Consider the following 23,247-nt stretch of genomic DNA (forward strand, 5'->3'; position numbering starts at 1 on the left):
GTTCACCCGATCATTACCGTAGATTCTCCCATCGCTACCGAATTTGGCGGCCCACTCTCCGTGATCATATCCCCCATTCGCACGGCCGGCAGGTTATTGATGAGCACAGTGGTGCTGCCCATAGTCACCATTCCCCCGACATGAGGAACGGTTCCTGTAACCAGCGGGCAATTATGGACGTCTGAATTTGCCCGCCAGGCTGGCTTTCCGCCAATTAAAACATTTACACTACCCGGTCCTGGACCAAGCGGAGTGCCGTGGGCAGTGGTATCGCCCACCCTTGCAGCTGGCGGCATAAAGACCAACCTCCTCAATTGATTTTAACCATTGAACCCTTAATAGTAAGGATACCGCTGGACTTTAAAGTCATGGAAGCATCCGCCTCCAGTTCGATCATCTGGGCCTTGATTTTGAGCTGTGCCGCGCTTGTAATCGTTAATGAGTTCTGGGCTGAATCGATGATGATAGAATTCGAACCGGTTTTATCTTTGATCTCAATTTTTTCCTGACCTGCGGAATCATCCAAAACCAGTGTATGCCCGCCTTTAGTACGGATCTCTAGTTTTTCCTTTTTCTGTTCGCTGTCATCGTTAAAAATTATCTCATGCCCGCTTCTAGATTTGATCTTACGTATATTGTTCTTACCATCACTGTTAGTCTCCGGCGGCTTGTCTTTACCGTTCCACAGCATTCCGATAACATAAGGCTGATCAATATTACCCTGGCCAAAAGCCACTAAAACCTCATCATCAACTTCCGGCAGAAAGAAACTGCCTCGTTCGCTACCGGCCATTAAGGTGGCCAATCGGGCCCAGTCACTCTCATCCTCACTCTCCCGCCAGGGGAATTTCACCTTTACCCGGCCCATACCTTCAGGATCTTTGTTATTGGTGACAATCCCGATGACTACTCCGCATAGTTTCTCCGCATCATCCTGGTCTGTTCTTAACAAATCAACTATGTTCATATCTTTTTCCCTTCAACATTGAACGTTGTCCGGTAGCCTAAACTGCTGATCGTATGTTGAGTGCCTAAAATATAATATGTCCTGCTGAAGGTTTTACCTAAGCCCACCAGTTTCAGGTACCCACCTGGCATTATGTCCGGTAACCCAATAGATTCACCGCCGCCAGTAAGCAGCTTTTTAGCTCGTCGATTGTACTCTGTTTTAGCTTTAAGGTCTGCTTCTTCCTGAGAACGCACAGAACAACTGATACGTTCCACAATCTCTTTCCGAAAAGCTTCACTGACCAGTTCACCACCGCTTTTTTTTCCATCATCGCTACCGGTCTCATCTCCTACGCCGGCTTTGCCCACAATAACCTTCTTAGCCAAGGCATCCCAGCCTCTAACCTCTATCCCTGAAACCTGCCCGGAAATATTGATCCGCGGTGCAAAAGCAAGTAAATTCTTACCCCATTCCAAAGTCAGCAGCTCCAGCTTTCTTTTCGCCGGGTCCCTGAAATAAAGGGTTTTACCGAGGATAAAAAATTCAAAACCATTTCTGGCCGCCAGCCTGGTGAGAAAATTAAAGTCACTCTCCCCGTCCTGAACCACCTTAGAGTGCTTTATTTTGCTTTCTTCTATTTCAACACCGTCCAATTTATATTTAGCTGCGATTTTTCTTGCTATCTCACTGTCTTTGACCTCATCCCAAGAAAAGCTGCTGCTCCCTTTCATCATCAGATGGGAAATGTCCAGACCTCTCACTTCCACCTGGGGAAAACCGCCAGCAGGAAAAGTAATATCCACCGCCGTTACCAATCCAAAAAGCACAGATTGCAGACGGTCGTAATATCCCATCTTTATATCGACCTTTTTTTCCAACGGATAAATATTGGTCCAGCCAATTAAAGTCCTTTCTGACGATGTCGAAGGCATTATTCACGGTAAAAGAAAAGCTGTCCGCGCCCTCCACAGTGTTTTCTACCATGACGTCGGTAAGCTCCATCCCTTCCTGAAGGATATCAGTGTTTTCGATAAGAACTTCATAAGCAGGAGCATAAAAATTGTGATACTTCTTTTCCATTTCATCACTCCAAAGGAGGCACTATTATTTCCTTCCCTACTTGTAAAATCCGCGGATTCTGGATGTTGTTAACTCGGGCGATACGCCGCCAAAGAGCTGGATCGTCATATTCCCGGTCAGCAATTAACCACAGGCTATCACCTTGACTGATTACCCTGTGTTTGGTCCGGTCTGATGAAAAACGGGGCTTTTCCTGAAACTGCTCAGTGATAGTTTTGTACTCTTTGAACGATACGTTGAGGGTAGCTCGAACCGGTATCCCCTGTTCATCGCGAAACATGGAAAAACGCTGGGTTACCCGTTCCAGTACAGCTTTAAATTCGAGCCTACCCCATCTGAACTGACAGACAGGCGGGGCGTGGAGGTCACTGTCAATCTCCAGCAAGTCGGTAATTTTCCTGGTATAATCCCTGACATCTTCCCCTGTCTCATAGGTATCGAAAAAAAGTTCCATAGTGAGGCTACTGGCATTGCCTCCGATGAAATGGGTGACTGGCGCCGACAGACCGGGCAGCAGCGTTTGCTGGAACTGATTGTTTTTCTCAATGAAATACTCCGCCGGATTAAACAAGACTTTAACCGGGTCACCCTTTGGATTTCCTCTGTTATCCAACGGCTGTATTTCCGCTTTCACTCTCTTCGATTCCGCTACATCCACCTTACATCCCCCTTCTTTCCTTTTCCCGAATAATTTTGCCTTCTATTACCCGGTATACCTGCTCCGCCAACCGAGAAATGTCCACCGCCGACGCCGTAGAAGGGATAGTTATCCCCCGGACTGTAGAGTCCGGAGCTTGAACTGTTGTGGCTGGCTTATAAGTGGTTGTGGCTGGGACGTGGATAATTTCGACTGGCTCGTGAACGCTTGTTGCCGCGGCGTGGATAATTTCGACCGACGGGGGTGTGTTGTCCACCGCGGTAGTATAATCCAGAGCATGCGCATGCACCGCCGAGGTATGAGACACTAAATCTGAACGCGACCGATATCCGGGTGTATTTTTAAGATGTACTTCTGCTAGTGGCCCCTTTCCCCTTGATTTTAGCTGACAGTTTACCGAACGTGGCGAGTGTGTGGCTGAATTCTGTGCCACTCCTGCTACAACCCACGCATACCTGATTGCTTCCGTTGCATATCCGGCTGTGTTCGGAGTCTGCATGACTGCGACGGAACTCTCTATGGCTGTGGCCGTAGGCATCGTTGTGACGGATGCCTTTATGGTCATCGGTGACACGACCTTTATAGGAACACCGACCAAAACCGGCCGCCACTGCGAATCGGTAATTTTTACCGGCAATTTATTAACCGGTGAACGGATAACCCGGGTTGTTGACTGCGAGGCTGCAATAGATCCCTGTGAGAATTTAACTTGTCCCACGGCTTTGTTATGCCAAATTGCCAATGTCTGTTGGGTTGACTGCCAGGCGTACCTCTCTATATCTGACAAAGGAAAAAGCTTCGCCCTTTTTATGGCTGCATCTCCCAAATGCGGAGATCCAGCCGGCGCCTTTAATCCCTGGCGCTCCTTAATAACAGTGACCGCACAAGGGTACTCCCGAAAGAATGCCGCGGCTTCTGGCAGGGTTACCCCTGCTCTAATACTGGCGGAGGCCAGTCCCTCTTTTCCATATCTCGCGGAGGTCGCTCCTACTGTTGCATACGCATACCTCGCGGGGGGCGCTCCTACTGTTGCATATGCATACCTCGCGAGGGGCACTCCTGCTGTTGCATATGCATTCCTCGCGGGGGGCACTCCTGCTGTTGCATATGCATTCCTCGCGGGGGGCGCTCCTACTGTTTCATACGCATACCTCGCAGAGCTCGCTCCTGCTGTTGCATAGCTTGCGAAAGCTGGTAAAGCCATATTTAACTTGAAGGTTAATGACTGCCAAAAATACAGAACCTGCTGAGCAGTGACATACCGCAAAACAAGGGGCGGTCCTGCCGACCCATATTTTTTAATGATGCTGTTTTTACGCCATACCCACTGCCAAAAATTCTGATCAGTCATCATTTCAGATTAGCCCCTTATGCACAAGTTCCACAACTTCCACCGCAATTGCGCTGCTGTCGGCTCTAAGCTCAGGCCCTGTCCATTTTACTGGGTAAGCCTGGGAGAAATTCCAGCGGCGAACTTCATTTCCCGAATGATCCAATACAACTACAGAAACTTGCTTCCGTACAATACTGCCGACAGCTACATCTCGATACCATTTATAGAGCGCATCGGAATCGGTTAGGCCTCTTTTGAGGGTAAGGTTAGGATAACTGGTGACCTTAGGCAACTTAAGCACGAAATGGTTGACCCCGCCTTCCCGGTACTCTTCTGTTTCAGTCTCCGCCTGGAGTCCGTAAACTTCCGAAAAACCAGCCACCACCATGCCGTTGATTTCCACCAGAAATTTAAAATTTGCATAAGGGTTCTTCCTCTTACCCGTAGCCATATTCCGCCCTCCCCCTAGAGATCAAATACATTCTCCGGTTCTTTATTCAGTTTGCGGTTTATTTTGGAAATCTCCCTGCACCACCTTTTGCGCTCTCGGTGCTCCATTTCCATGATTTCGTCATGGGGCCAGTGAAAATAATAGGCAATAAAGGCTACCTCCTCGTAAAGCCGGTCATGGGGGTAGCCCGTTAGACTTCCCCCGAACCAGCCACCTCCACTTCAAACTCATATTCACACTTCGGGCATATGGTTTTGAGCACCGTTCTTCCGTCACCGTTGATCCGACGGTACAAATCCTGAAGAAAAGCCAGATCTGAAGAGAACAAGCCTTCAATAACCTTGGGGTTAATGGACTGTACCTCGCCTAGTTTGGTAATTACCCTCGCTAAAAGGATAACAGTCAGATACGCAGGATTCTGCTGTACCCGAGGGTCCTTCATGGGTAGGATTTCGTCGGCCGCAGTGGCTAAACGCATGATCCCGCTGCGGTGCAAACTGCCGTACTCGTCAACATAGCCCTTGGGAAGAGTAAATTCGAATTCAGTTTGAAAAGCCATTTATCCACCTGCTTCCTGGAATTATGAATGCCTCTCTACTTTTAGCTTCCGGCATCTTAACTGACCCGTGTCATCCCCTCATGGACAAGTTCCAAGGTTTCAATAGCCACATCATTCCCCTTGGCATTGAAATCCGGGGGGCCGTATTTAACAGGCCAAGCGTTGATAATGTTCCAGCGCGCTTTGTCGGCCCCGGTTTCATCAACGACGATGATGGAAATATTCTTGCGCTGGACACTCCCATCAATAACCCCTTTGTGCCAGTTGTAAATCTCCATGGAATCAGTGATGCCCCATTTTAAGGTTATATTTCCGTATTTGGTTAAACCGGATAGTTTGCGTACATGTGTGGGGTCACTCCCCTCACGGTAATCTATTACATCCACTGTGGCATCAAAGCCGGTAACTTCTGTGAAACCGGCCTGCTGGATGCCATCTATCTCCACTCTAAAACGAAAATTCCGCAATGGATCTTTTCTTTGCCCCGGCATACTTCAGCACCTCCTGTTTTATTCAGTAACCGTAGATCCGCCAGCCCACTGGGCGATGCGGAAGATAACAAACTCTGCCGGTTTTACAGGCGCAACACCAATGAGAACAATTAGGCGCCCGTTGTCAATATCGCTCTGGGTCATGGTAGAACGGTCAACCTTAACAAAAAAAGCTTCCTCTGCCTTGGTGCCCATTAGCGCTCCATCCCGCCACACTCGGGTTAGGAACTCCGTGATAGTACTTTTTACTCTGGCCCAGAGTTTTTCATTGTTCGGTTCAAAAACCACCCATTGGTTTCCTTTGTCTATGGATTCCTCCAAGAAAAGGAACAGCCGGCGGAGGTTGATATACTTCCACAGGGGGTCACTGGACAATGTACGCGCACCCCAGACCCGAATTCCCCTGCCGGGAAAAGCGCGGATCACATTGACCCCTCTGGGGTTCAGAATATCCTGTTCGCCCTTGGTAATCTGAAATTCTAGGTCAGCCGCGCCGCGGACAGGTTCGTTGGCCGGGGCTTTGTGAACACCCCGCTCCGTATCACTACGAGCATAGATTCCAGCCACATGGCCGCCCGGCGGTATAGTTCGCATCAGGCCAGCCTCAGGATCGACAATCTTGATCCAGGGATAGTAGAAGGCAGCGTATTTTGTGTCGTAATCGTCCCGGGGGTTTAGATCGGAAACCTTAGCCGAACCTTGTTCCGCATCGAGCACCGCAAAGCGGTCCTTCATAGTCTCACAGTGGGTGATTAACTCAGCGGCAAGACCACTGATGTTTAAGACGTTAGGGACATAAACAATTGAAATATCATCAATGGTTTTGAAAGCGGTTAATCCTTTCCTGTTAGCAGGATCATCATCGGTATCCTCCCGCTGAAAATCAGACAATATTAGGTCATCAGTCCCATCTGAGCCACCAGTAAGATAGGTTATATCCAGTGGACCATCTGGAATTGCCGCTGAATTACTGATTTCGGAGACCGTGATTAAGTCGGAAATTCCGTTAATTCTCTTGATGTAATAATCCGGAGAGTTCTCAACCAGCGAAACGTTGTCAAAAATCTCCGTCACATCAGGACGCGGCTTGGTCTTCGTATCACTCTCAGGGTCATACAATGAGTCGGGCGCTTTCTTCCAATAACTCACATTTAATTTGAAGAGAGGATTCTCGTTTTTACTGAAAGAGCCTGCAGAAACCTTCAACGCAATCCTGTTGCCCCATGTCCCTTCACCTACTGCAGATGCCGTCAGCACGTCACTGCTGCCAGCCGTCAAACTGATAGTAGCAGTCTCCGCGGACTGCTTTACAATCCGCCCGATATAGCAGCGCTGCCCACCGTTGTCAAAAAATCCTTTTACTGCATAGGGAAGATATTTGTCTGCCCCGAAATAACTGCCAAAAACCCTTTGGTACTGCAGCCAGTTAGTAACCAGTGCAGCAGCTGTAGGCCCTCTCTCTGCCTCACCTAAAAAACCGGCTGTACTGGTGGATACTCCTTCAATGGGTTTTGAACCAATTTCAATTTCTTCAACATAAACTCCCGGTGATAAGTATTCCGGCATTTTTCATCCTCCTTTTCTTTTGTTTATTTCTTAGCACTTAAGCCGTTGTCAGTTGAATTACGCCCAGGGAAACCTGTTTGTCCGCAGTGATTTCCACCTCCCGGTTAAAGATTTGGTAGTCCGGATGATGCACTTGTAAGCTGACGTTGAATTTATTAGCCTTAATCGTCCTGAAGTAGATTACAAACTCCCCCTTCTCGTTAGTTAGGGTTTTTAAAACAGGCATCAACGGAGTTTTGGCAGGATGGTCAAACTTAAGAGGTGACGCTAAACTGACGGGTTGAACTGCCGGGTTAGCAGGCACGGGCGGCGCAATTTTAATGACTTCGTTACACATCTTATTGACATCTTTAGTCATCAGCAGATCATCTGGAGTGAGCTCTCCGTAAATATCGGCCAATAATATAGTTCTATCCCCCGCTTTGACAGGGTTTTTACCTAGCTTTGCCTGATCAGTGTTCTCCGGGTCGGTAACGACAGCCTGTACACCGGCTTTCGCCAAGCTTTTACCCGCCGACCCGTACACCAGTCCCCGGATTAGGGCGACACTCCCGGTAAAGGGGTAGGCGCAGTGGGGGGTTAAACTAATATTTAACACCGGATATTTTGCGTCAAGAAGAGCGGTATTAACGGCCGATTCCCCGGGTAAGTAATATTGCGAAGCGACCTCAACTGAATAACTGCCTGGGAGTAAGTCAGTAAATACATAATATCCGCTTGGGTTTTTGACTGGTCCGGCGACGGCTTCTTTGATGCCGACCTTAATCCTGCCAACAGGTTCCCTCAGGGTATAATCATCAGTCACCCGGACAGCAAGGGACACTTTTTTCGTGGTCTTTTGAACTAGACAAAATTGGTCGGCCAAATTAGCTATCCTCCCCTATCACGTTGTACTCCAATTCCCGTGACAATACACGGCTGGTTCCCATAATCCGGGTGGAATCAACGGCCACCGGAGTGACCAGATAACTTACAGACGGTCTGAACTGTTTGTTGGTAAAGGTGCTCCAAAGCTTATTTGCATCGTCCAGTGAAAGGGCGTTCATGGATATTCTAAACTCATCATGCTTGCCGGCTAACCCGCCCTGCAGTGCCGGTCCGCTCAAAACTACATGGTCGTGCAGGATACTCATAGCCTTCCCTAGGATCCGGTGTTCTTCCAGTGAACGGGAGGCCAGATCGGCCTTTGAATAGGTTGTCAGCAAATAATAGAGGTCCAGGTATAAAGGGGGATACTGCAGCCGATTAGGTCCCAGTTCGAACATATCCTGGTTTCTCATGTCCGAATTCTCCACTACCTGATATAGGAAAACAGACAGACTGATGTCATCGGTTACGTCGGCCGGTGAGCATAATACTATCGAGTTCTCGTTCATGTTCAGGTCCTTCATATTGTCTCTAAGCAGTTTAATTAGGGTCTGCCCGATATCGGCAAACACCGTAAATTCGCTCATAACCCCACCTCTTCGGATTTAAGAATTCTTCAATTAATCCACTCATAATATTCACCAAAATCTTCTTTCAGACAGAGCTTACCGTTTTTTTGCATCTCATCCCTAGTGGCGCGGATAAGGTGCTCCATTCCGATGGCCGCGGTCTCTCCGGCAGCTAGAAATGCCGCTGCCAGGACAATGTTTTTGATATCTCCTCCGGCAATCCTAAACTTCTTTGCCAGAAATTTTAGATCAAGGTCCTCATTCCGCGGAGCATCTTCGGGAAACATATGCCTCCAGATTTTTTCCCGATGTACTTCATCTGGGAAGGGAAAATCTACAATAAAGCGCATCCTGCGGACAAAAGCATCGTCCATGTTATTCCGCAGGTTGGTGGCCAGTATCGTTATGCCGTCGTATTCCTCTATCTTCTGCAGCAGATAGGCCGTTTCGATATTTGCATAACGATCATGGGCATCCCGGACCTCCGACCGCCTGCCAAAAAGGGCGTCGGCCTCGTCGAAGAAGAGAATGGCATTACTTGTTGCAGCCTCATCAAAGATGCGCTGCAGGTTTTGTTCTGTTTCACCTATATATTTGCTGATGACCTGGGACAAGTCGATTTTGTAAAGGTCCATCTGCAGCTCACCAGCAATAACCTCGGCTGACATGGTTTTGCCTGTGCCCGGAGGACCGGAAAAAAGCGCGTTTAGTCCTCTGCCATAAGACATTTTGCCAGCAAAACCCATTGATCGTATACAACATCACGGTATTTGACCTGACTGCAAATTTCCTGCAACTGTTTTAGCCGGTCAAGCGGTAGGATTATATCGTCCCAGGTGTATCCCGGTTTTAATTTTTGTGCTAGGCTGCTCAGTTTCTGATTCGACTGAGCCCGACAAGCAGCGTACAGGTCCGCCATAGTTACCCGCCTATCCCCCGGGGGACACCAGAGGGCCCGGTGATGGGCCACGGCAAGAGCATCCCGGATCTGTCCCGGTGTAAATCGAAATTTACCGGCCAGCGCCCGCCAATCCGGATTAAAAGCCGGGGTATCCGCCCCCAGATACTCTTCACTGAGTTCCTCCCACAGGTTTTGCCTAGCGGTAACATCAGGCGCCGGAGCTTCAATGTCAATGAAGACAGTTTCTCTTATTACCCCCTGCGGGTTCCATGGGCGCCGACCCAGTAAAAAAGTTAACCGTGAATAGGTCTGCACCGCTTCAATCAGTGATTCCACTTGCAGCAGGCTTTTATCACCTCCGTCAAGGAGATGGTCAAAATTCACCATGCACAATATTGCTCCCTGCAGCGCAGCTTCTCGGCCGAGTAGCTGCATCAGCTCCTCGAAGGGAATCCAGCTGTCCAGCATTCTTTCCGTATCACCGTAAATCAGTGGCAATTCAAGTTCATCACATAACGATTCAACAAGCAGTTTTTTTCCTGCGCCATATTTCCCGTGGCAATAAAAAATCACACCTTCCCCAACTGAACCAGATTCACCAAAATATGAATATAGAAATTCCTTTACTCGCTGCCGAGTTTCGATGCCCTGAAATTTCCCTGACTTGTCCGCTCCGGGAAGAACCAGGCTAGCTACAGGGGCAAGCCGTACATCAATCTGTCCGAATTCCAAAAGAAAATCTACGATCCGGTCATTCAGTTTAAGATTGCGTGATATTAGTGGGATCAAATTCCCTGGTGAGTTATCTGCCAACTGCAGGAGCCCGTGTTTGATAAGTGGCGCCTGTGGCGAAAAAACTGACCTGGCCACAAGTCGTTCCTGAGGCTCAGCGCACAACAGTTTAAGTATCAGCTCAACGTCAGGCTTTTGGCGGGTAACATCATTCTGCAGATAAGCATATAGTTTACCGTACTTGCGCTCCAGCTCCACGGCCAGACAAATGATGATACATTGCTGCTCAAAGTGCGTCAGGTTGAATATTTGGGCGAGATGATTTAAGGACAGGTAAATTCCGTTATTAAGACTGGCCTCTCGCCGTTCTCTGATCCTTAGAGCTTCGACCCGTAGGCCCTCACGAATTTGCTCGATCTTTATTTCGCGCAGTTGGCAGCTCTCATCATCCTTCGGGAGCACAGAAACATCTCCGAGCAGTCCAGCTATTTCCTCCTCAGACAGTACCAACCCCCTAAATTGTTGCAACGGATCGACCGACCGCACCTGCTGCTGTTTGAGTACCTGTAGGTGAATAATCATGTCTAACTGATTAAGTTCATCCAAAAGATACTCTCTGCTATCAGAGTACATCTTCATCATCCTTCGCCTGTGGGAGAGTAATAAATTTTTTCCTTTTTGCTAGAAGAAATATTACACAATCCACACTAAATATCCTTTGGAGATAATGTCGATCTACGTCAAATACTTGATTTTATGGAAAAATATTTATTAATGGTAAAACTTTGTTATATATTTATTTGAGAAAACATATTAAAAAAAGCAGCAAAGAGCGAATAAGCTTTGCCTCAATAATACCCGCGAATTTATGCCCAGCTTCTCGAAAATGCTTTTAAGTTGGGTTTTAACCGTGTTCTGGGAAATATACAGCCTTTCTCCTATTTCCTTGTTAGAAAGCCCTTCTGCCGCAAGATTTGCTATCTCCATTTCCCTTTTAGTAAGAACAGGCTTGCCCTCTTCAAAATACTCCTTCCTAATATGTCCAACTGCTTTCTTATATGGCTCGAACAACTCCAGTATCCTTGCAATACCTTCACGGTAGCTGCCCTGTGGCTGTAGCTCCTCCAACAAAGGCAATATGTAATCGCAGTTTTCCACAAAGGGCATGTATACCTTGTCTGGCATGGCAATATCAAGTGCCTTTTTCAGCGTGTCCAGAGCCTCATTCTGCCTAGATATCTTGTAGTTTGCCGCTGCATGGTATATGTAGGTATGAATCTGTCCCAGTAGGTTAGGAAAAAAGGAAGCTATTTCAATAAAACCCTCAGTGCTGCCGATAATCTTTAAATATTCTCCGTTGATTAACAGCACTCTGCCGTAAACAATATTCAGAAAAGCCATAGCTGGGAATAAGAGTCTTGTATTTCCGAATTCTCCGTTTTTAACCCACGACTGAATATGATTCTTGATATTTAGGCAAGAGTATATATATGCTTCACACATATCCAGTGTATGCATAAAAAGGTACCATTTCTTGTCATTAATATCTGCCCGCATTTTCTTAAATAAATGAAGTATACTGGGAAAATCGCCTTTCATAAATGCCAGTTTTATCTGCAGGAAAACAGCACAAATACGGATACCGGCCTGTGAAGTTTCGTTTGCTGTCTGTAAAGCATTATGCATTACGATCTCCGAATTTTCAAAATCCCCCAGATAATAATAGTGCTCTGCTTCCATGACCTTCTCAGCACCTTTTCCGTGGTCATTAGTAGCCTGGTAGTAGAAAGGCATGGCTTCTCTAATGATTTGCACCTCGCTTTCAAGCTCCCCGGACTTCCTGTAAAACATATACAAAACAGAAGGTGAGCCGAAAGTCCAACTGCCTTTGCCGTCAAGAATAGATGAAGGTGATTCGAGAAGGCTGCATGCACGTCTATGATATTCTGACATTTTCCCGATGTCATTGTATCCAGTAAAGCTCAAAAGCAGCTCATACTCACCGAGAAGCCTGTTTTTATAGTCCACATTTAGGCCGTCCATGTCCCGCATATTCGTCACAAATTCAGCGCATATTTTTTTAAACAGGTCAGTTTCATTAAATGTAAACATCCGTCTGGCTAAAATAATCATTGCATACGGAAACTTCTGTTTGCTTTCCGTTGGGCATTCCTCAAAGTATTTTATAAACAACTCTTTACAGTCGTAATTGAAGCTTTGTCCCTTGTCAATCTCAATTGCCTGGAGCAAAGCATTAAAGTCACCCGCCAAATAGGCATAGCTCATGGAAACAAGATATTCTCCTATTCCCCTATACCAATCGGCAGCTTTATTATACAGAGCCTCCTTATAGGACTTCTCTTTATTATCCAGTTGTTCCCTGAGAAAACTCTTTAACACACTGTGTATGTGATAGGTTTTTTCCCGGGAATCATAGGTTACAAAAGCGTTTTTTTCCACAAGTACAGCAATATGTGCTACTGGATTATCTCTTTTCCAGATATAACCCGCCTGTTCAAAGGTAAAGCTGTTAAAAATGCTCATATTAATTAATAAATCCCTTACTATTTCTGGAAGAGGACGATAAACTATTTTATCAATAAGTTTATGAATATCGGCTAAATGTAAAGAACTGCCCTCTGTACCATAGTTCAGCATGAGCAGATACAAGGCGCTAATCCAACCTTCTGTCAAGGAGTAAAGTTTTCTTGCATCATCAGCATTAAGGCGTTTTCCGCATTGCTTGTAATAGCTCATGATATCCATGGGCGTAAGTTCAAAAGATTCCTGTTTTATATGATAGAGATAACCCTTCAATAGCAGTTCTTCAAGTCTGGGGAAATATGTATACCTGGTTGTGAGAACAATATGCACGTCCGTTATTTCACTCATCACAAGAAATTCAATAAAGCAGTTTATTTCTGCACATTCAGTTAGGTGATAATCATCTATTACAATCACTGATTTGGCAGGCAATTCAATGCGCTCGATTATATTTAGTGCCTTCCCTAGCGATACACTGTCATTGGGAAATTGAAGCAGTAACAAGCTCTGGGACTGTTCCTCAGCAAATCCGCTGAATAGATGACAGAAACCGTTCCAGAAAGTGCTTATTGAATTTTCATAAACCCTTTGCCACATGACATTGGCCTTGTAAAAATTAAGCTGCTCCCGAACAGCAGTTGTTTTACCATAGCCCATAGGCGCTTCTACTATTGTCAGTGGATAATCAGGAATCTGGCGCATTGCGTTGGTAATCAGTTCTGAAAAATACAGGCTTCTAGTATTATACCTTTCACTTTTACGCATAATTTTCTCCTAAACTACCTTGAATAATTAGAAAATACAATTCAAGTTTTAACCAAATTATTTCAACTCCAGCTGTATCCTCCTCTAACATTTCAACATGTATCCTTCATATCCTCCTAAAATTATAGAAACAATCCAATAATGAACAGAAAATCCAATGTGTACTAATGATCTTGCAAAGGCAAAAAGCCTTGATGAGTCTTAGCGTTGTTTTTCAATACAAAATCCACTACACGTTATTGTATAGTGGATTTTTTTCGAGTTGTATGATGACCTCAATATAGTAACTATATTACGCTATGAGACAGCAAATACTATCCTTTCGTAGGCGGCGTCCACTGGCGGGTGACCTTGCCGATTAGGACCATATCCCCAGGGAAGAAGACTTGTTCAGGGTCAATGGTCTTACTTTCTGGAAAAAGCAGGTTTGTCACCGCAAATAGGGACAAATCACCCAGCTCAATTTTCCAACCGGAAAGTTTCTTATTTAACTCTGTTTTAGCACTATCGGCAACCGACTGGCTTACATTCTGCCAGTTGATGCCTAGAAAAGAGTAAGATGTTGGTTCAGCTTTTATCGTTGGCTGGAAGCTAACTTCAGGGAAAGAAATGTCCACTTTTTCTTTATCCAGGATGGGCAATACACTGGTATCAAAGGAACATGAGAAATTAACGTCATCATAGGCTACATCTAAGGAGACATCCGAATCCATTCCACAAACGCAAGGGGTTCGTTTTTGATAAGGGAAACTATCTTTCCAACTACCATTACAGGATAACTCCAAGCTTGAAAGACCTAAATCCAATTTAATCAAAGAATATGGGAAATTCACCGTTCCATGCGGATATTCATTATGGTGACTTCCGCACTCCCAGCCAACGCTTATGGCGAACTGTTGGTCATACGCCACAAGAGAACCGGTAAAAGTTATTGAATACGTCCCTGTAGCTTGATTCTTGGTCAAAGTTGAATTCGGTACTACAGCATCCACTGCAGGATAGATCACCTTATTCCATAGAAGGTCAGCGGAAAAATATACCGCGGCATCATAGTCATTGCTAATCGGCCATGTCATGTCAGGCCAGGATTGGCGCATGCCATGTTCCGGTGGTTTTTTCGTAATAGTTAAAATATACAGGCAAAGAACCGCAGGCCAATCGTTTTTGCGTTCTTCTGGAGGGATATAGGTACGAAAGTCAAACACCTTCGGTTGCAAAAATTCCTTGTCTGCCGGAATACGCACTGTACCGATCTTCCAAGGTTGCAGCTTTTGCCTCTTGAAATAGGCTGCCAGTTGATCACTCATATTCGTGTCGATGGCCGGATCAAACGTGATGTTTTCAAATTCGAATATGCCCTGCAGGGGGTCAATAAATACGGTGTTGCTGTCCACTTCACCTTGCAGCTGTTGGAGAGGAGCTTTGGTCCGCACAAGTACGGGATTTTCCGCCGTGCTCTGAATCTTCTTTATTTCTTGCCCAACTTGCTGACCCTTAAGCCATGTAGTAATAACCAGGTTTCCTTCCGTTAGAGGAATGTTAACCAACGCTTGCTGGCTACTATCCGCCAAAAATTTTAATGAGGGGGGACCTGCTATCACATCAAGATCATAAACCACCTGAATGCTGCCAGGCAGGTCTTGTGTGTAAGCGATCTTGATTTCCTGTACGAAGGTGCGATCTCCCTGAAATGCCTCCTTTGTCTCTATCTCCCAGCGCTCCTTCCAGAGATCATTTATCCGGTCAATTGAGGCGAAGGTCAGGACATCCCAGCCGTCTGTAATACTGTGTCCGTTAAGATTAGAAATGAATGTTGGCGGTAGCGGGACAGAAGTAGAATCATTCGCTACCAATCCTAAAACATTATGGGGTGGCGCTATCTCCCGCATGGCGGGCGTACTTGAATAAACAGCCTCCAGCATGAATTTGAGAGTCACCTTTGTAATTCGACTATTGAATTCAATTCCCTCGTTTTCGCTAGTTGCGGGAACGCTAATTCGCCATGTTTGGAAAGGAGTGAGCTTGGTGAAGTACTGCCCCCAATCCTTTGCCGGCCGCGTACCAATGATCGTTTTGTCGCTTGAAATATCATATACAATATCCCATTTTCGTGATCCTGTTTCATAAGTCAGTACCTCGCGATGAAGCCCACGATCGTGCATGGGGTCTCCCGTCGATTCCATCAGTACATGACATTTACCGGTTTTTGTTTTTACCCCCTCAACCCGGACATCAACCGAGTTAATTCTTACCCGAGCCAGCGTATCAAAATCGCTCTGATTCATCGGGATTTCCACGGCCACACCTAAATCTGAAAGCAGCTCAGCAGAAGTCACATGTTGAATAATATACTGAACCGGCTCCTGAAGGTCTGTCGGTGGGTAGGGATAGAGTTGGAGTGCTCGGACGGCATTTACAGCTTGAACCGCAAGGGATTGTCTCACACTACTGATATCAAAATGAGTAATTACAGTTGGTTGGCTCAGGTAGTGATAGGTCATTGACGCATCCTGAAGTGCTACCATGCGGGTCAGGGTAAGCAAAACTGTGTTTTGCCTCTGTTGCAGGATTGCATTAAAGCTGCCGAGATCTGCCACGTAGTCAATTCCTGGCGCCAGATTCTTTATATTTAACTTGGTTTGGAGGGCAAGAAGTCGAGCGGCTTGTCGCTGATTAACCTGACTTTCAGATCTCTCTGCAAAGAGGTCAAATTCAAGCTGCGCCTTCTGTTGAAGTATAGGAATCAGCGACTTGCCGACGGCAGTCATATTTCGAACAGCAGCCACATAATTGGCCACCTCGCCAGCCACAAACTCTTCAGCCGGCTTAACGGCAGCCTCGGCTCCGTTCATGAAAAGATCCCAATCAGTTTCGCTCGGGGCCTGACTTTCCAGTCCACCCGGAGGCGTGACTTTCGCCAAGTCAGCGGCATCCAAAGCCTCTTTAACTCCTTCCTCAATTGTATCCTTTAATTTATTGACACTCTCCACGATCTTGAGAAATGCCTCCAGCTTTTTCAAGGTTTTCTCAACTTGGTCATTGGGCAAATGTTTCAACGATGCAACACCAAACCAGATGCCGCCTAACACTTCAGTTAAACCTAGTACAAACTCGAAGACAGCCTTTGTAGTCTCTTCAGCCTTTTTTACTTCTATGGCCTTGGTAAGTTCATCTTTGGCCTCATCCAGCTTAGTCTTTAATGTTTGGAGCTGATCGTGGATCTGCTGGCTACGCTGATCTAACTGCACAATCATGTCCTGTTTTTTGCCAATAATCTGATTGTGGTAATTGACAAGATCCTTTTCCTTATCGACCATTGCATTGTTCTGATCAAGCAGAAACTTAGCAACTTCCCGAATGTTGTCATTCAAGGTCGACTCTTGATAAGTGCGCTGAATCTCAGCATTCTTTTCTCGAATGGCTTGGTTAACTTCATCTATCTGCTCTTTATAATCCTTGGCAGCATCCAGCAATTTGTTCACGGCATCCTCGAACGCTGTGTACCGCAACGGAGGCACGCAGGGTATACGCGGACCGGTTACCTTCGAAGGGTCGGCAACGGTTCGTGACAACGCCAAGGCATTAGCGTATACCTGCATGAGTTCGGGTGGAATCGCTTGGGTATCTCTCAGAGATTCCACTGTCTGGCTGCTATAATTGAGAATCCAGGTCAAGCAGTTCCAGGCTTCGACAGCTGTCTGCTGTAACTCAGAGGCTAGTTGCATCTGCGGTGTCAGGGGAACAGAAGCAGACATGAGCAGGGTTTCCAATCCTGTTTGGATGACCGAACTGCGCCACTCGGAATCCATATCATGAGTGGAGTGACTAAGGAGAGGGCTAGGGAATTTACCTGCAAAAAAATCCTCGTATGAAACAGCCTTCTTGTCAGGAGAGAGCGATACTGCATATGTATCAAAGACCACGCGACGTTCATTAGATACCTCTGCTTCTTGGAAAATACAGGTCCCAATCATTGAACCACAGTAAAACTGGAGTGGGCTCCATGTCTTCTCTGAGAGCTTGATGGTCGGGGTTCCCTTCTCAGTCGCTTGAGCTATAAAAAGCCGACAAACCAAGGTCACGTTCTGTACATCAGAGAGATCGATATCGGCCCCTACCTCAATGACATCAGCAACAATAACCAGCTGTTTTACACCCGACTTATTCATAGCCTGCTGTTTCCATATTTCATCTAGACGAACGTACATCTGGGTGATGCTCAGGTACGGCGACCAGAGGAGTGACACGGTATCCGGTCGGCTGAAAACTTCATAAATCGTAGCATAATCAATAGTATTATGATTAGGGAAGGCAGCGGGACCGGCAGCCTCACCACCAAATCGACAGACAAAGCTTTGCACTGCCACATTATTAAGCATTGGCATTATCGAGTCCTTTATATCATCTCCCAAAGATAAGGTGTACAAGGTTCGGTGAGGTGCCTGCCCATGCAAGGCTGTGATCGGAATTAACTGCGCCCCTGTGCAAGTCAAATCGGTCAATCTCATAGCCTCGTTATTAGCCTTAGGGTTTAAAACAAGGCTAAAAATAGATTGATCCAAGCCATAGGTATCATCTTTCAAAAATTGAGCAAAGACATCAAAATCAGGGTTCCGCGAAAGTAATCGAACTGGGGTTTGGTACTTTAGATAGTTATCAGATGTCCAATAACGGAAGCCCAGAGACGAAACTCCCGACCAGTCTTCTTGCTTCAATGACTGGCAGATGAGATCGAATTTATCCAGGTCATAGACAAATACCTGATAGGCAAGATCTCCTATGGATACCGACTGAACAAAGTGTGAGCCAAAATCTCGAGAAATAAAGTTCAGGATTGGGTCGACACTCGTAGGGGCAAGGACAAGTCCACCCATATCATTAAAGGAGTTTTGAGTCTTAAGCTTCTCAGTAAGTGTACCGACCTGCTTTTTGAAGTCATTACAGAGCTGGCTATAGAAGTCTCGCGCGGAAGGGCACGTCAGAGTTGCCATGGCGCCATTTAGATTCCGTGAAACCCTCGCCAGCACAAAACCAATATTAGCATCATCTCTAGCATGTTTAGGCTTTATGCCAAATAAGCTTGCAAGGCTCTTATTTATCTCGATATTTTGACTACTGTAACGTTGTACCGCTGCAGCCCCGCCGAAGGTGTCAGGTCGGGCCTGGATTGCGTAGGGTGCAAAGAATGCACTAATAAGGGCTGTCCAGTTCTTACAAGGCGTGAGTTCCGGAAAAGGGCCGAAGATAGCCTCTTCCTGTTTCGCCTGAGCTAGAATAGCTTCCACTGGATCACCTGTGCCATTCGCAATCGAGCTGAAGAATAGTGTATTAACATCGGGTTGTAAGCCAGCAACAAGGTTGGTGCGCTGACCAGGTAATACTGTTGATCTATATTGGAAATAGGACATTACTTACATCCTCTCTTTACGGTAATTCGCCATAAATTCCTCTTACCCACCAATATCCATACGCCCCTCGTATAATCAAATGAGTTCCAGCCCAAGAGTCCTTCAAATTCCAAGAACGTGGCGCTTTTTATTGCCCTTCAAAACTGAAAAAATAATTAGAATTGGTCCTCGAGCAAAATTGCAAAGACTATCTTTCCTGCGCAGAGCACCATCAAAAAGCACTTCCAAACAGTAATCTCAATTGGCATTTTTATACGACTAACTTCATCACCTCCGAAAAACTAAAAATCGACCATACAAAATAAGTGTACCGTGGATTTTTTCAGTTTTATATCACCCAGTGGGTGATCTTTGGAATCGATTTTCTTTATTTCTGAGCCAGCTGAAAAAGCTCATTTATATATATTTCAATTTTGTTGTCCCACCGAATACAAATTCCATCAGTAGTCGCCTGTTTAAAAAACTCCTTGTCCGCAAGCATGGCGAAGCGAACCGTTCCCAGTCTTTTTTCCATGTTCAAAATGATACTGCTGCCATTCCCTAACAAAACCTCCAGATGGTAATCTTCCTTAGGCACTACGTTAATAATCTGAAGCATACAATCACCCCCAATTAAAAAAATCCACTAAACGTAATTGTATAGTGGATTTTTTTCGATTTGTATCACCCGGTGGGTGATTTTGGGATTCGATCGATTATCTTCTATCATTTAACCAGGTATAAGGTGGATGAATGACTATCACAAAGTTCTCAGCACATCGATGTGCTTAAAAATATTCAAGGTCGCCTTGAAGGTCAAAAAGCAAAATGTCTTGAGTGTATCATCTTTATGTCCTCAAGGCTTTCATAATTTTAATTTTGATCCCCCTAATAATCTAGTCCACGGTCGTATTAACGTATTGAGGAAGATAGATCAAAAAATGATGAAACGGTGAATCCTTATTTGTGTTAGTATGTGTTTAAGGCGAACTAAAGGGGGAAAAAACGTGAAGTGTACTTGTGGCCATGAAGTTGGAACCTACCACAATTGCCCTAACTGCGGGGGACCTGTTGAAAATGACAAGACACTCTCAGCGTCAGAAGATAAAAAGGTTACTGAACAACTGCCTAAAGATGGAAACGGCGAGGTTGAGGACATTGCGGTAAGTGCCCAAATAAGCTCTAGAAAACCGAAAAAAATCAAAATCGCCTCTTTCTTAATCATAGCTGTTTGCCTAGTATTAGCAGGCTGCAGCTACTACTGGTTTAAGACGGTTTATCAACCTGATCAGAGCCTAGCCAGGGCTACCAAGCTCTTAAGTATTGGACAAAAATCCGAAGCCGATGAGGCTTTTCGTTCCTTCATCTCTAATTATCCACAACACGCCAAAGTTGCCTTTGCTTATGGGAAACTATTTGAGCTTAATTTTAGTGACGAGACCAAGTCCGGTGATATTTTAAAAATATTGCAGGAGAAATATCCTGCCTCAGAAGAATATGCCAATAGCTTAGCCAAATCAGCCGCTCACCAGATCGATACTTTCACACCGCTTTACGATAACTACTACAATACTGGGCTTGGAAAGGATAAATATTACTCTAAGGCCAAAAGTCTTCTCAACGAGCTAAATGCGCTTGGCGATTCAAGCGCATTTATTACAGCGGGTGGCAATGATCTCATTTCCAAACTGAACCAAATAGTTAACCCTCCTTTTGGAGCTATCGAATTTCAGCTTGCCTTAAGCGACTACATCAACATTGAATCTGTAAAACATGCTGATAAACCGAAGGTTACACTAACCAGAAGTGATGGAACATCTGCTAAAGTACAATACGACAATGAGACTAGAATTGTTAGCTCGTATGATCTGGCTCCGGGAAACTACAAATTGGATATCAATCTGCTAAGAACTGTTGGAGCCCACCGCGACAGCTATTTTGGTGGGGAATCATTTACCATCGTACCTGGGCGCAAATACAAAGACATTACGTACCTGTTTAAGAAAAAGGAGTCTAGCTCAACTCCTGATAATATTGCTCGCCGATATTTGGCTCTAGACAACAATACTCAGCTTATTGTTGCTAAACAAATAGTCCCATTCTCTGATTCGCCTGTGCCAACAGAGATTACCGGAGCAGTTTTACCTCAGGGATACAGCATTCCTGAAAATGATTATTATCTCTTCGACTTAGATAACGATAGGAAAAATGAGCTTATTGCTTATTACCTGAAAACGCGCTCACTTGCTGTCTTATATTGGAATGGTAAAGCATTTGAGGAGCAAGTTAAATTTCAAATTGGAAGTAACTATTCAAATCTTGACTTTTCTATGTATCCAATAAGCATTAAATTATATAAGCTTGAAGGTATTTCATTCCCTGTCTTGGGACTAATAACTACATGTGGTGATATCGGGAGGTATCCGGAATTAACGCTCATAAATTGGAATGGCAAAGACGGATACAACATCATTTGGGACGCTACGGCCGGAGACCAAGGTGATTGGGAAATATCTAAAAATGAGATCATTATGAGTCAAGACAACCACCAAGTGTAGGAATATATAAGTTTTGCATTTTAGTAATGGGAATTTGTTCATACAAAAAACAAGACATCACAATTGGAGTGGGCAACACCATGAATTGGATACGCCTTCGTCATCCCATGATATCTATCGAGCTTATTTATACAGGTTGGGCCGGAAAGTTCTACTGGTCCAACCCGTTTTTTCTTATATTTGGTTGCTGCAGTTTAAGACATTGCTGATCTTATGCTTAACCATGTTTTTAATGGCTTCTCTGGCTGGTTTGAGATACTGGCGAGGATCAAAGTCAGCTGGATTGACAGCCAAATACTCCCGAATGGAAGCCGTCATGGCAAGGCGGAGATCCGTGTCAATGTTTATTTTGCATACCCCCATGGTTCCAGCCTTACGAAGTAACTCTTCGGGAACGCCCTGAGCTCCTTTAAGTTCTCCTCCGTACTGGTTGCATTTGGCCACAAAATCTGGCAACACTGTGGAAGCCCCGTGTAAGACCAACGGAAAACCGGGTAGCAGCGCGGTAATTTCTTCAAGGCGAGCGAAATCAAGCTTAGCTTCTCCCTTGAACTTATAGGCTCCATGACTGGTACCAATCGCAATAGCCAGGGAATCACAGCCCGTTTGATGGACAAATTCACCGGCCTGCTCAGGATCAGTATAGCTGCTATCCTTAGCCCTGACATTCACCGCGTCTTCTATGCCGGCTAATCTACCTAATTCAGCTTCCACCACTACGCCTTTCGCATGGGCATACTCTACGACCTTTTTCGTCACGGCAATATTTTCGGCAAAAGGCAACTTTGAGCCATCGATCATCACAGAGGTAAAACCACCGTCAACACAAGCCTTGCAAATCTCAAAATCTTCCCCGTGGTCCAGATGCAGGCAAATCGGTAAACCTGTGTCCTCTACGGCAGCCTCTACCAGCTTCATCAAGTAAATGTGCCTAGCATACTTCCGAGCTCCCGCAGAAACCTGCAAAATAAGAGGGGCGTTTTCTTCCTTTGCTGCATCTACAATTCCTTGAATAATCTCCATATTGTTGACGTTAAACGCTCCGACGGCACATTTCCCATAGACTTTCTTAAACATTTCAGTTGAAGTTACCAGTGGCATACTAATTTCCCTCCCGATATTTTTATTTAGTTTGTATACTTTCGCAGAATCTTACTCAGATCAAGCTTTGTTTCTCTTCGTTCCTTTTCAAACTTTAATTATAGACTAATCAGATTATCGTCAAATGGTAGCTTCTTTGGAAAATCAAAAAACTATTATAATTACGCTACTTTCTCGCTGCGAGGGATAACGTTCAAATTACCTCGTATTCATAGTCTGTTTGGCAAATGAAAGTTTGAATTAATGGATAGAACAGGAAATCATCTATTTCCTGCTTAACTAAACTTGTTTCCATTTGGCCGCACTCCTTAAAATCAACTACTCAAAAGCAGCTGAAATAGGTGAATGATCACTAAGCTCGGACCATTCTTCATATGGGCCGGCCTCTACAGCCTTTAGCCTTGTCATAAAGTCCTCTGACGCAAAACAATAATCAATGTGGTATGCTTTGTTCTTCTTCCTATACATATATAAAGTGTGTTGGGTCTCTCGACCTTGTTCCTCTCCAAAGTAAAGATGATACGCACTATAGATTCGTTTTTCTTTTAGATAGTTAACAACATCAGTATGGGTTCCAGCGCATTACTTCCATACACTTCGATAAAAACTTCTACCAAAGCAGGGTCAAATTGGGTACCAGAATATCTTTTTAGTTCTTCTATTGCATGTTCCATTGTTCTTGGTTGCGATCTATAACTACGTGGGGAGGTTATAGCGTCAACAGTATCTGCAATGC

The 23,247-nt window shown here is 45.2% G+C and carries 18 protein-coding genes and 2 pseudogenes; 1 reads left to right on the top strand and 19 read right to left on the bottom strand.

From position 1 onward, the window contains the following. Positions 1 to 2: 2 nt before the first annotated feature. The 17 genes and pseudogenes from DOT_RS26625 to DOT_RS26700 all read right to left on the bottom strand — a co-directional run bounded on the left by DOT_RS26625 (position 3) and on the right by DOT_RS26700 (position 19,471). Positions 3 to 296: a PAAR domain-containing protein gene (locus tag DOT_RS26625; protein ID WP_009624735.1), complete on the bottom strand. Its 294-nt coding sequence runs from the start codon at positions 294 to 296 to the stop codon at positions 3 to 5. A 14-nt stretch (positions 297 to 310) separates the two neighbouring features. Beyond that, positions 311 to 967, bottom strand: coding sequence for a phage baseplate assembly protein V (locus tag DOT_RS26630; protein WP_009624736.1), 657 nt, complete (start codon positions 965 to 967; stop codon positions 311 to 313). Then, positions 964 to 1,881, bottom strand: a complete 918-nt coding sequence (locus tag DOT_RS26635) for a contractile injection system protein, VgrG/Pvc8 family (RefSeq protein WP_083824306.1) — start codon at positions 1,879 to 1,881, stop codon at positions 964 to 966. Before DOT_RS26635 ends, DOT_RS26630 begins: the two co-directional genes overlap by 4 nt. A 152-nt stretch (positions 1,882 to 2,033) precedes the next feature. After that, on the bottom strand, positions 2,034 to 2,687 hold the full coding sequence (locus tag DOT_RS26645) for a LysM peptidoglycan-binding domain-containing protein (RefSeq protein ID WP_009624739.1): 654 nt from the start codon (positions 2,685 to 2,687) through the stop codon (positions 2,034 to 2,036). Position 2,688: 1 nt separating this feature from the next. Continuing rightward, complete coding sequence (locus tag DOT_RS26650; protein ID WP_009624740.1) at positions 2,689 to 4,041, bottom strand: hypothetical protein; 1,353 nt, start codon at positions 4,039 to 4,041, stop codon at positions 2,689 to 2,691. A 1-nt stretch (position 4,042) separates the two neighbouring features. After that, the gene (locus tag DOT_RS26655; protein WP_009624741.1) at positions 4,043 to 4,471 is read right to left on the bottom strand and encodes a phage tail protein; all 429 of its coding nucleotides are present in this window, start codon (positions 4,469 to 4,471) and stop codon (positions 4,043 to 4,045) included. 14 nt (positions 4,472 to 4,485) lie between these two features. After that, a pseudogene (locus tag DOT_RS32855) lies at positions 4,486 to 4,638 on the bottom strand (DUF6760 family protein); the annotation flags it as partial. A gap of 23 nt (positions 4,639 to 4,661) precedes the next feature. Continuing rightward, complete coding sequence (locus DOT_RS26660; RefSeq protein WP_009624742.1) at positions 4,662 to 5,030, bottom strand: hypothetical protein; 369 nt, start codon at positions 5,028 to 5,030, stop codon at positions 4,662 to 4,664. Positions 5,031 to 5,086: 56 nt separating this feature from the next. Continuing rightward, positions 5,087 to 5,521 carry a phage tail protein gene (locus tag DOT_RS26665; RefSeq protein ID WP_009624743.1) on the bottom strand — a complete coding sequence of 145 codons (435 nt, stop codon included), beginning with the start codon at positions 5,519 to 5,521 and terminating at the stop codon, positions 5,087 to 5,089. 18 nt (positions 5,522 to 5,539) lie between these two features. Next, positions 5,540 to 7,087: a phage tail sheath family protein gene (locus DOT_RS26670; RefSeq protein ID WP_009624744.1), complete on the bottom strand. Its 1,548-nt coding sequence runs from the start codon at positions 7,085 to 7,087 to the stop codon at positions 5,540 to 5,542. A 37-nt stretch (positions 7,088 to 7,124) separates the two neighbouring features. Beyond that, the gene (locus tag DOT_RS26675; protein ID WP_009624745.1) at positions 7,125 to 7,952 is read right to left on the bottom strand and encodes a carboxypeptidase-like regulatory domain-containing protein; all 828 of its coding nucleotides are present in this window, start codon (positions 7,950 to 7,952) and stop codon (positions 7,125 to 7,127) included. Position 7,953: 1 nt separating this feature from the next. Next, positions 7,954 to 8,541 (bottom strand): DUF4255 domain-containing protein, encoded by a 588-nt coding sequence (locus tag DOT_RS26680; protein ID WP_009624746.1) that lies wholly within the window; start codon positions 8,539 to 8,541, stop codon positions 7,954 to 7,956. 29 nt (positions 8,542 to 8,570) lie between these two features. After that, entirely contained in the window at positions 8,571 to 9,251 is a 681-nt protein-coding gene (locus DOT_RS28080; protein ID WP_083824307.1) for an ATP-binding protein, read from the bottom strand. Beyond that, on the bottom strand, positions 9,230 to 10,798 hold the full coding sequence (locus DOT_RS31300; RefSeq protein WP_207637079.1) for a hypothetical protein: 1,569 nt from the start codon (positions 10,796 to 10,798) through the stop codon (positions 9,230 to 9,232). Before DOT_RS31300 ends, DOT_RS28080 begins: the two co-directional genes overlap by 22 nt. 171 nt (positions 10,799 to 10,969) lie before the next feature. Then, positions 10,970 to 13,465, bottom strand: coding sequence for a LuxR C-terminal-related transcriptional regulator (locus tag DOT_RS26690; RefSeq protein WP_009624749.1), 2,496 nt, complete (start codon positions 13,463 to 13,465; stop codon positions 10,970 to 10,972). Positions 13,466 to 13,779: 314 nt separating this feature from the next. Further along, the gene (locus DOT_RS26695) at positions 13,780 to 18,873 is read right to left on the bottom strand and encodes a hypothetical protein (RefSeq protein WP_009624750.1); all 5,094 of its coding nucleotides are present in this window, start codon (positions 18,871 to 18,873) and stop codon (positions 13,780 to 13,782) included. 367 nt (positions 18,874 to 19,240) lie between these two features. Then, the gene (locus DOT_RS26700) at positions 19,241 to 19,471 is read right to left on the bottom strand and encodes a DUF2442 domain-containing protein (RefSeq protein ID WP_009624752.1); all 231 of its coding nucleotides are present in this window, start codon (positions 19,469 to 19,471) and stop codon (positions 19,241 to 19,243) included. A 388-nt stretch (positions 19,472 to 19,859) separates the two neighbouring features. Here DOT_RS26700 and DOT_RS26705 point away from each other — a divergent pair, with 388 nt between their 5' ends. Further along, positions 19,860 to 21,410, top strand: coding sequence for a hypothetical protein (locus tag DOT_RS26705; protein ID WP_009624754.1), 1,551 nt, complete (start codon positions 19,860 to 19,862; stop codon positions 21,408 to 21,410). Positions 21,411 to 21,584: 174 nt separating this feature from the next. Here the strand turns inward: DOT_RS26705 and fba are convergent, their stop codons facing one another. After that, positions 21,585 to 22,511 (bottom strand): class II fructose-1,6-bisphosphate aldolase, encoded by a 927-nt coding sequence (fba, locus tag DOT_RS26710; RefSeq protein WP_009624755.1) that lies wholly within the window; start codon positions 22,509 to 22,511, stop codon positions 21,585 to 21,587. Between the two features lie 545 nt (positions 22,512 to 23,056). Further along, positions 23,057 to 23,247 (bottom strand): annotated as a pseudogene (locus tag DOT_RS31525) (hypothetical protein); the annotation flags it as partial.

Source organism: Desulfosporosinus sp. OT, assembly GCF_000224515.1.
Classification (GTDB): Bacteria; Bacillota; Desulfitobacteriia; order Desulfitobacteriales; family Desulfitobacteriaceae; genus Desulfosporosinus.

Excerpts from the sequence above, each read along its gene's own strand:
- DOT_RS26670 (WP_009624744.1), bottom strand. The coding sequence starts at position 7,087 with ATGCCGGAATACTTATCACCGGGAGTTTATGTTGAAGAAATTGAAATT.
- DOT_RS26625 (WP_009624735.1), bottom strand. The coding sequence starts at position 296 with ATGCCGCCAGCTGCAAGGGTGGGCGATACCACTGCCCACGGCACTCCG.
- DOT_RS26635 (WP_083824306.1), bottom strand. The coding sequence starts at position 1,881 with ATGCCTTCGACATCGTCAGAAAGGACTTTAATTGGCTGGACCAATATT.
- DOT_RS28080 (WP_083824307.1), bottom strand. The coding sequence starts at position 9,251 with ATGTCTTATGGCAGAGGACTAAACGCGCTTTTTTCCGGTCCTCCGGGC.
- DOT_RS26700 (WP_009624752.1), bottom strand. The coding sequence starts at position 19,471 with ATGCTTCAGATTATTAACGTAGTGCCTAAGGAAGATTACCATCTGGAG.
- DOT_RS26665 (WP_009624743.1), bottom strand. The coding sequence starts at position 5,521 with ATGCCGGGGCAAAGAAAAGATCCATTGCGGAATTTTCGTTTTAGAGTG.
- DOT_RS26630 (WP_009624736.1), bottom strand. The coding sequence starts at position 967 with ATGAACATAGTTGATTTGTTAAGAACAGACCAGGATGATGCGGAGAAA.
- DOT_RS26655 (WP_009624741.1), bottom strand. The coding sequence starts at position 4,471 with ATGGCTACGGGTAAGAGGAAGAACCCTTATGCAAATTTTAAATTTCTG.
- DOT_RS26660 (WP_009624742.1), bottom strand. The coding sequence starts at position 5,030 with ATGGCTTTTCAAACTGAATTCGAATTTACTCTTCCCAAGGGCTATGTT.
- fba (WP_009624755.1), bottom strand. The coding sequence starts at position 22,511 with ATGCCACTGGTAACTTCAACTGAAATGTTTAAGAAAGTCTATGGGAAA.
- DOT_RS26680 (WP_009624746.1), bottom strand. The coding sequence starts at position 8,541 with ATGAGCGAATTTACGGTGTTTGCCGATATCGGGCAGACCCTAATTAAA.
- DOT_RS26650 (WP_009624740.1), bottom strand. The coding sequence starts at position 4,041 with ATGATGACTGATCAGAATTTTTGGCAGTGGGTATGGCGTAAAAACAGC.
- DOT_RS26690 (WP_009624749.1), bottom strand. The coding sequence starts at position 13,465 with ATGCGTAAAAGTGAAAGGTATAATACTAGAAGCCTGTATTTTTCAGAA.
- DOT_RS26695 (WP_009624750.1), bottom strand. The coding sequence starts at position 18,873 with ATGTCCTATTTCCAATATAGATCAACAGTATTACCTGGTCAGCGCACC.
- DOT_RS31300 (WP_207637079.1), bottom strand. The coding sequence starts at position 10,798 with ATGATGAAGATGTACTCTGATAGCAGAGAGTATCTTTTGGATGAACTT.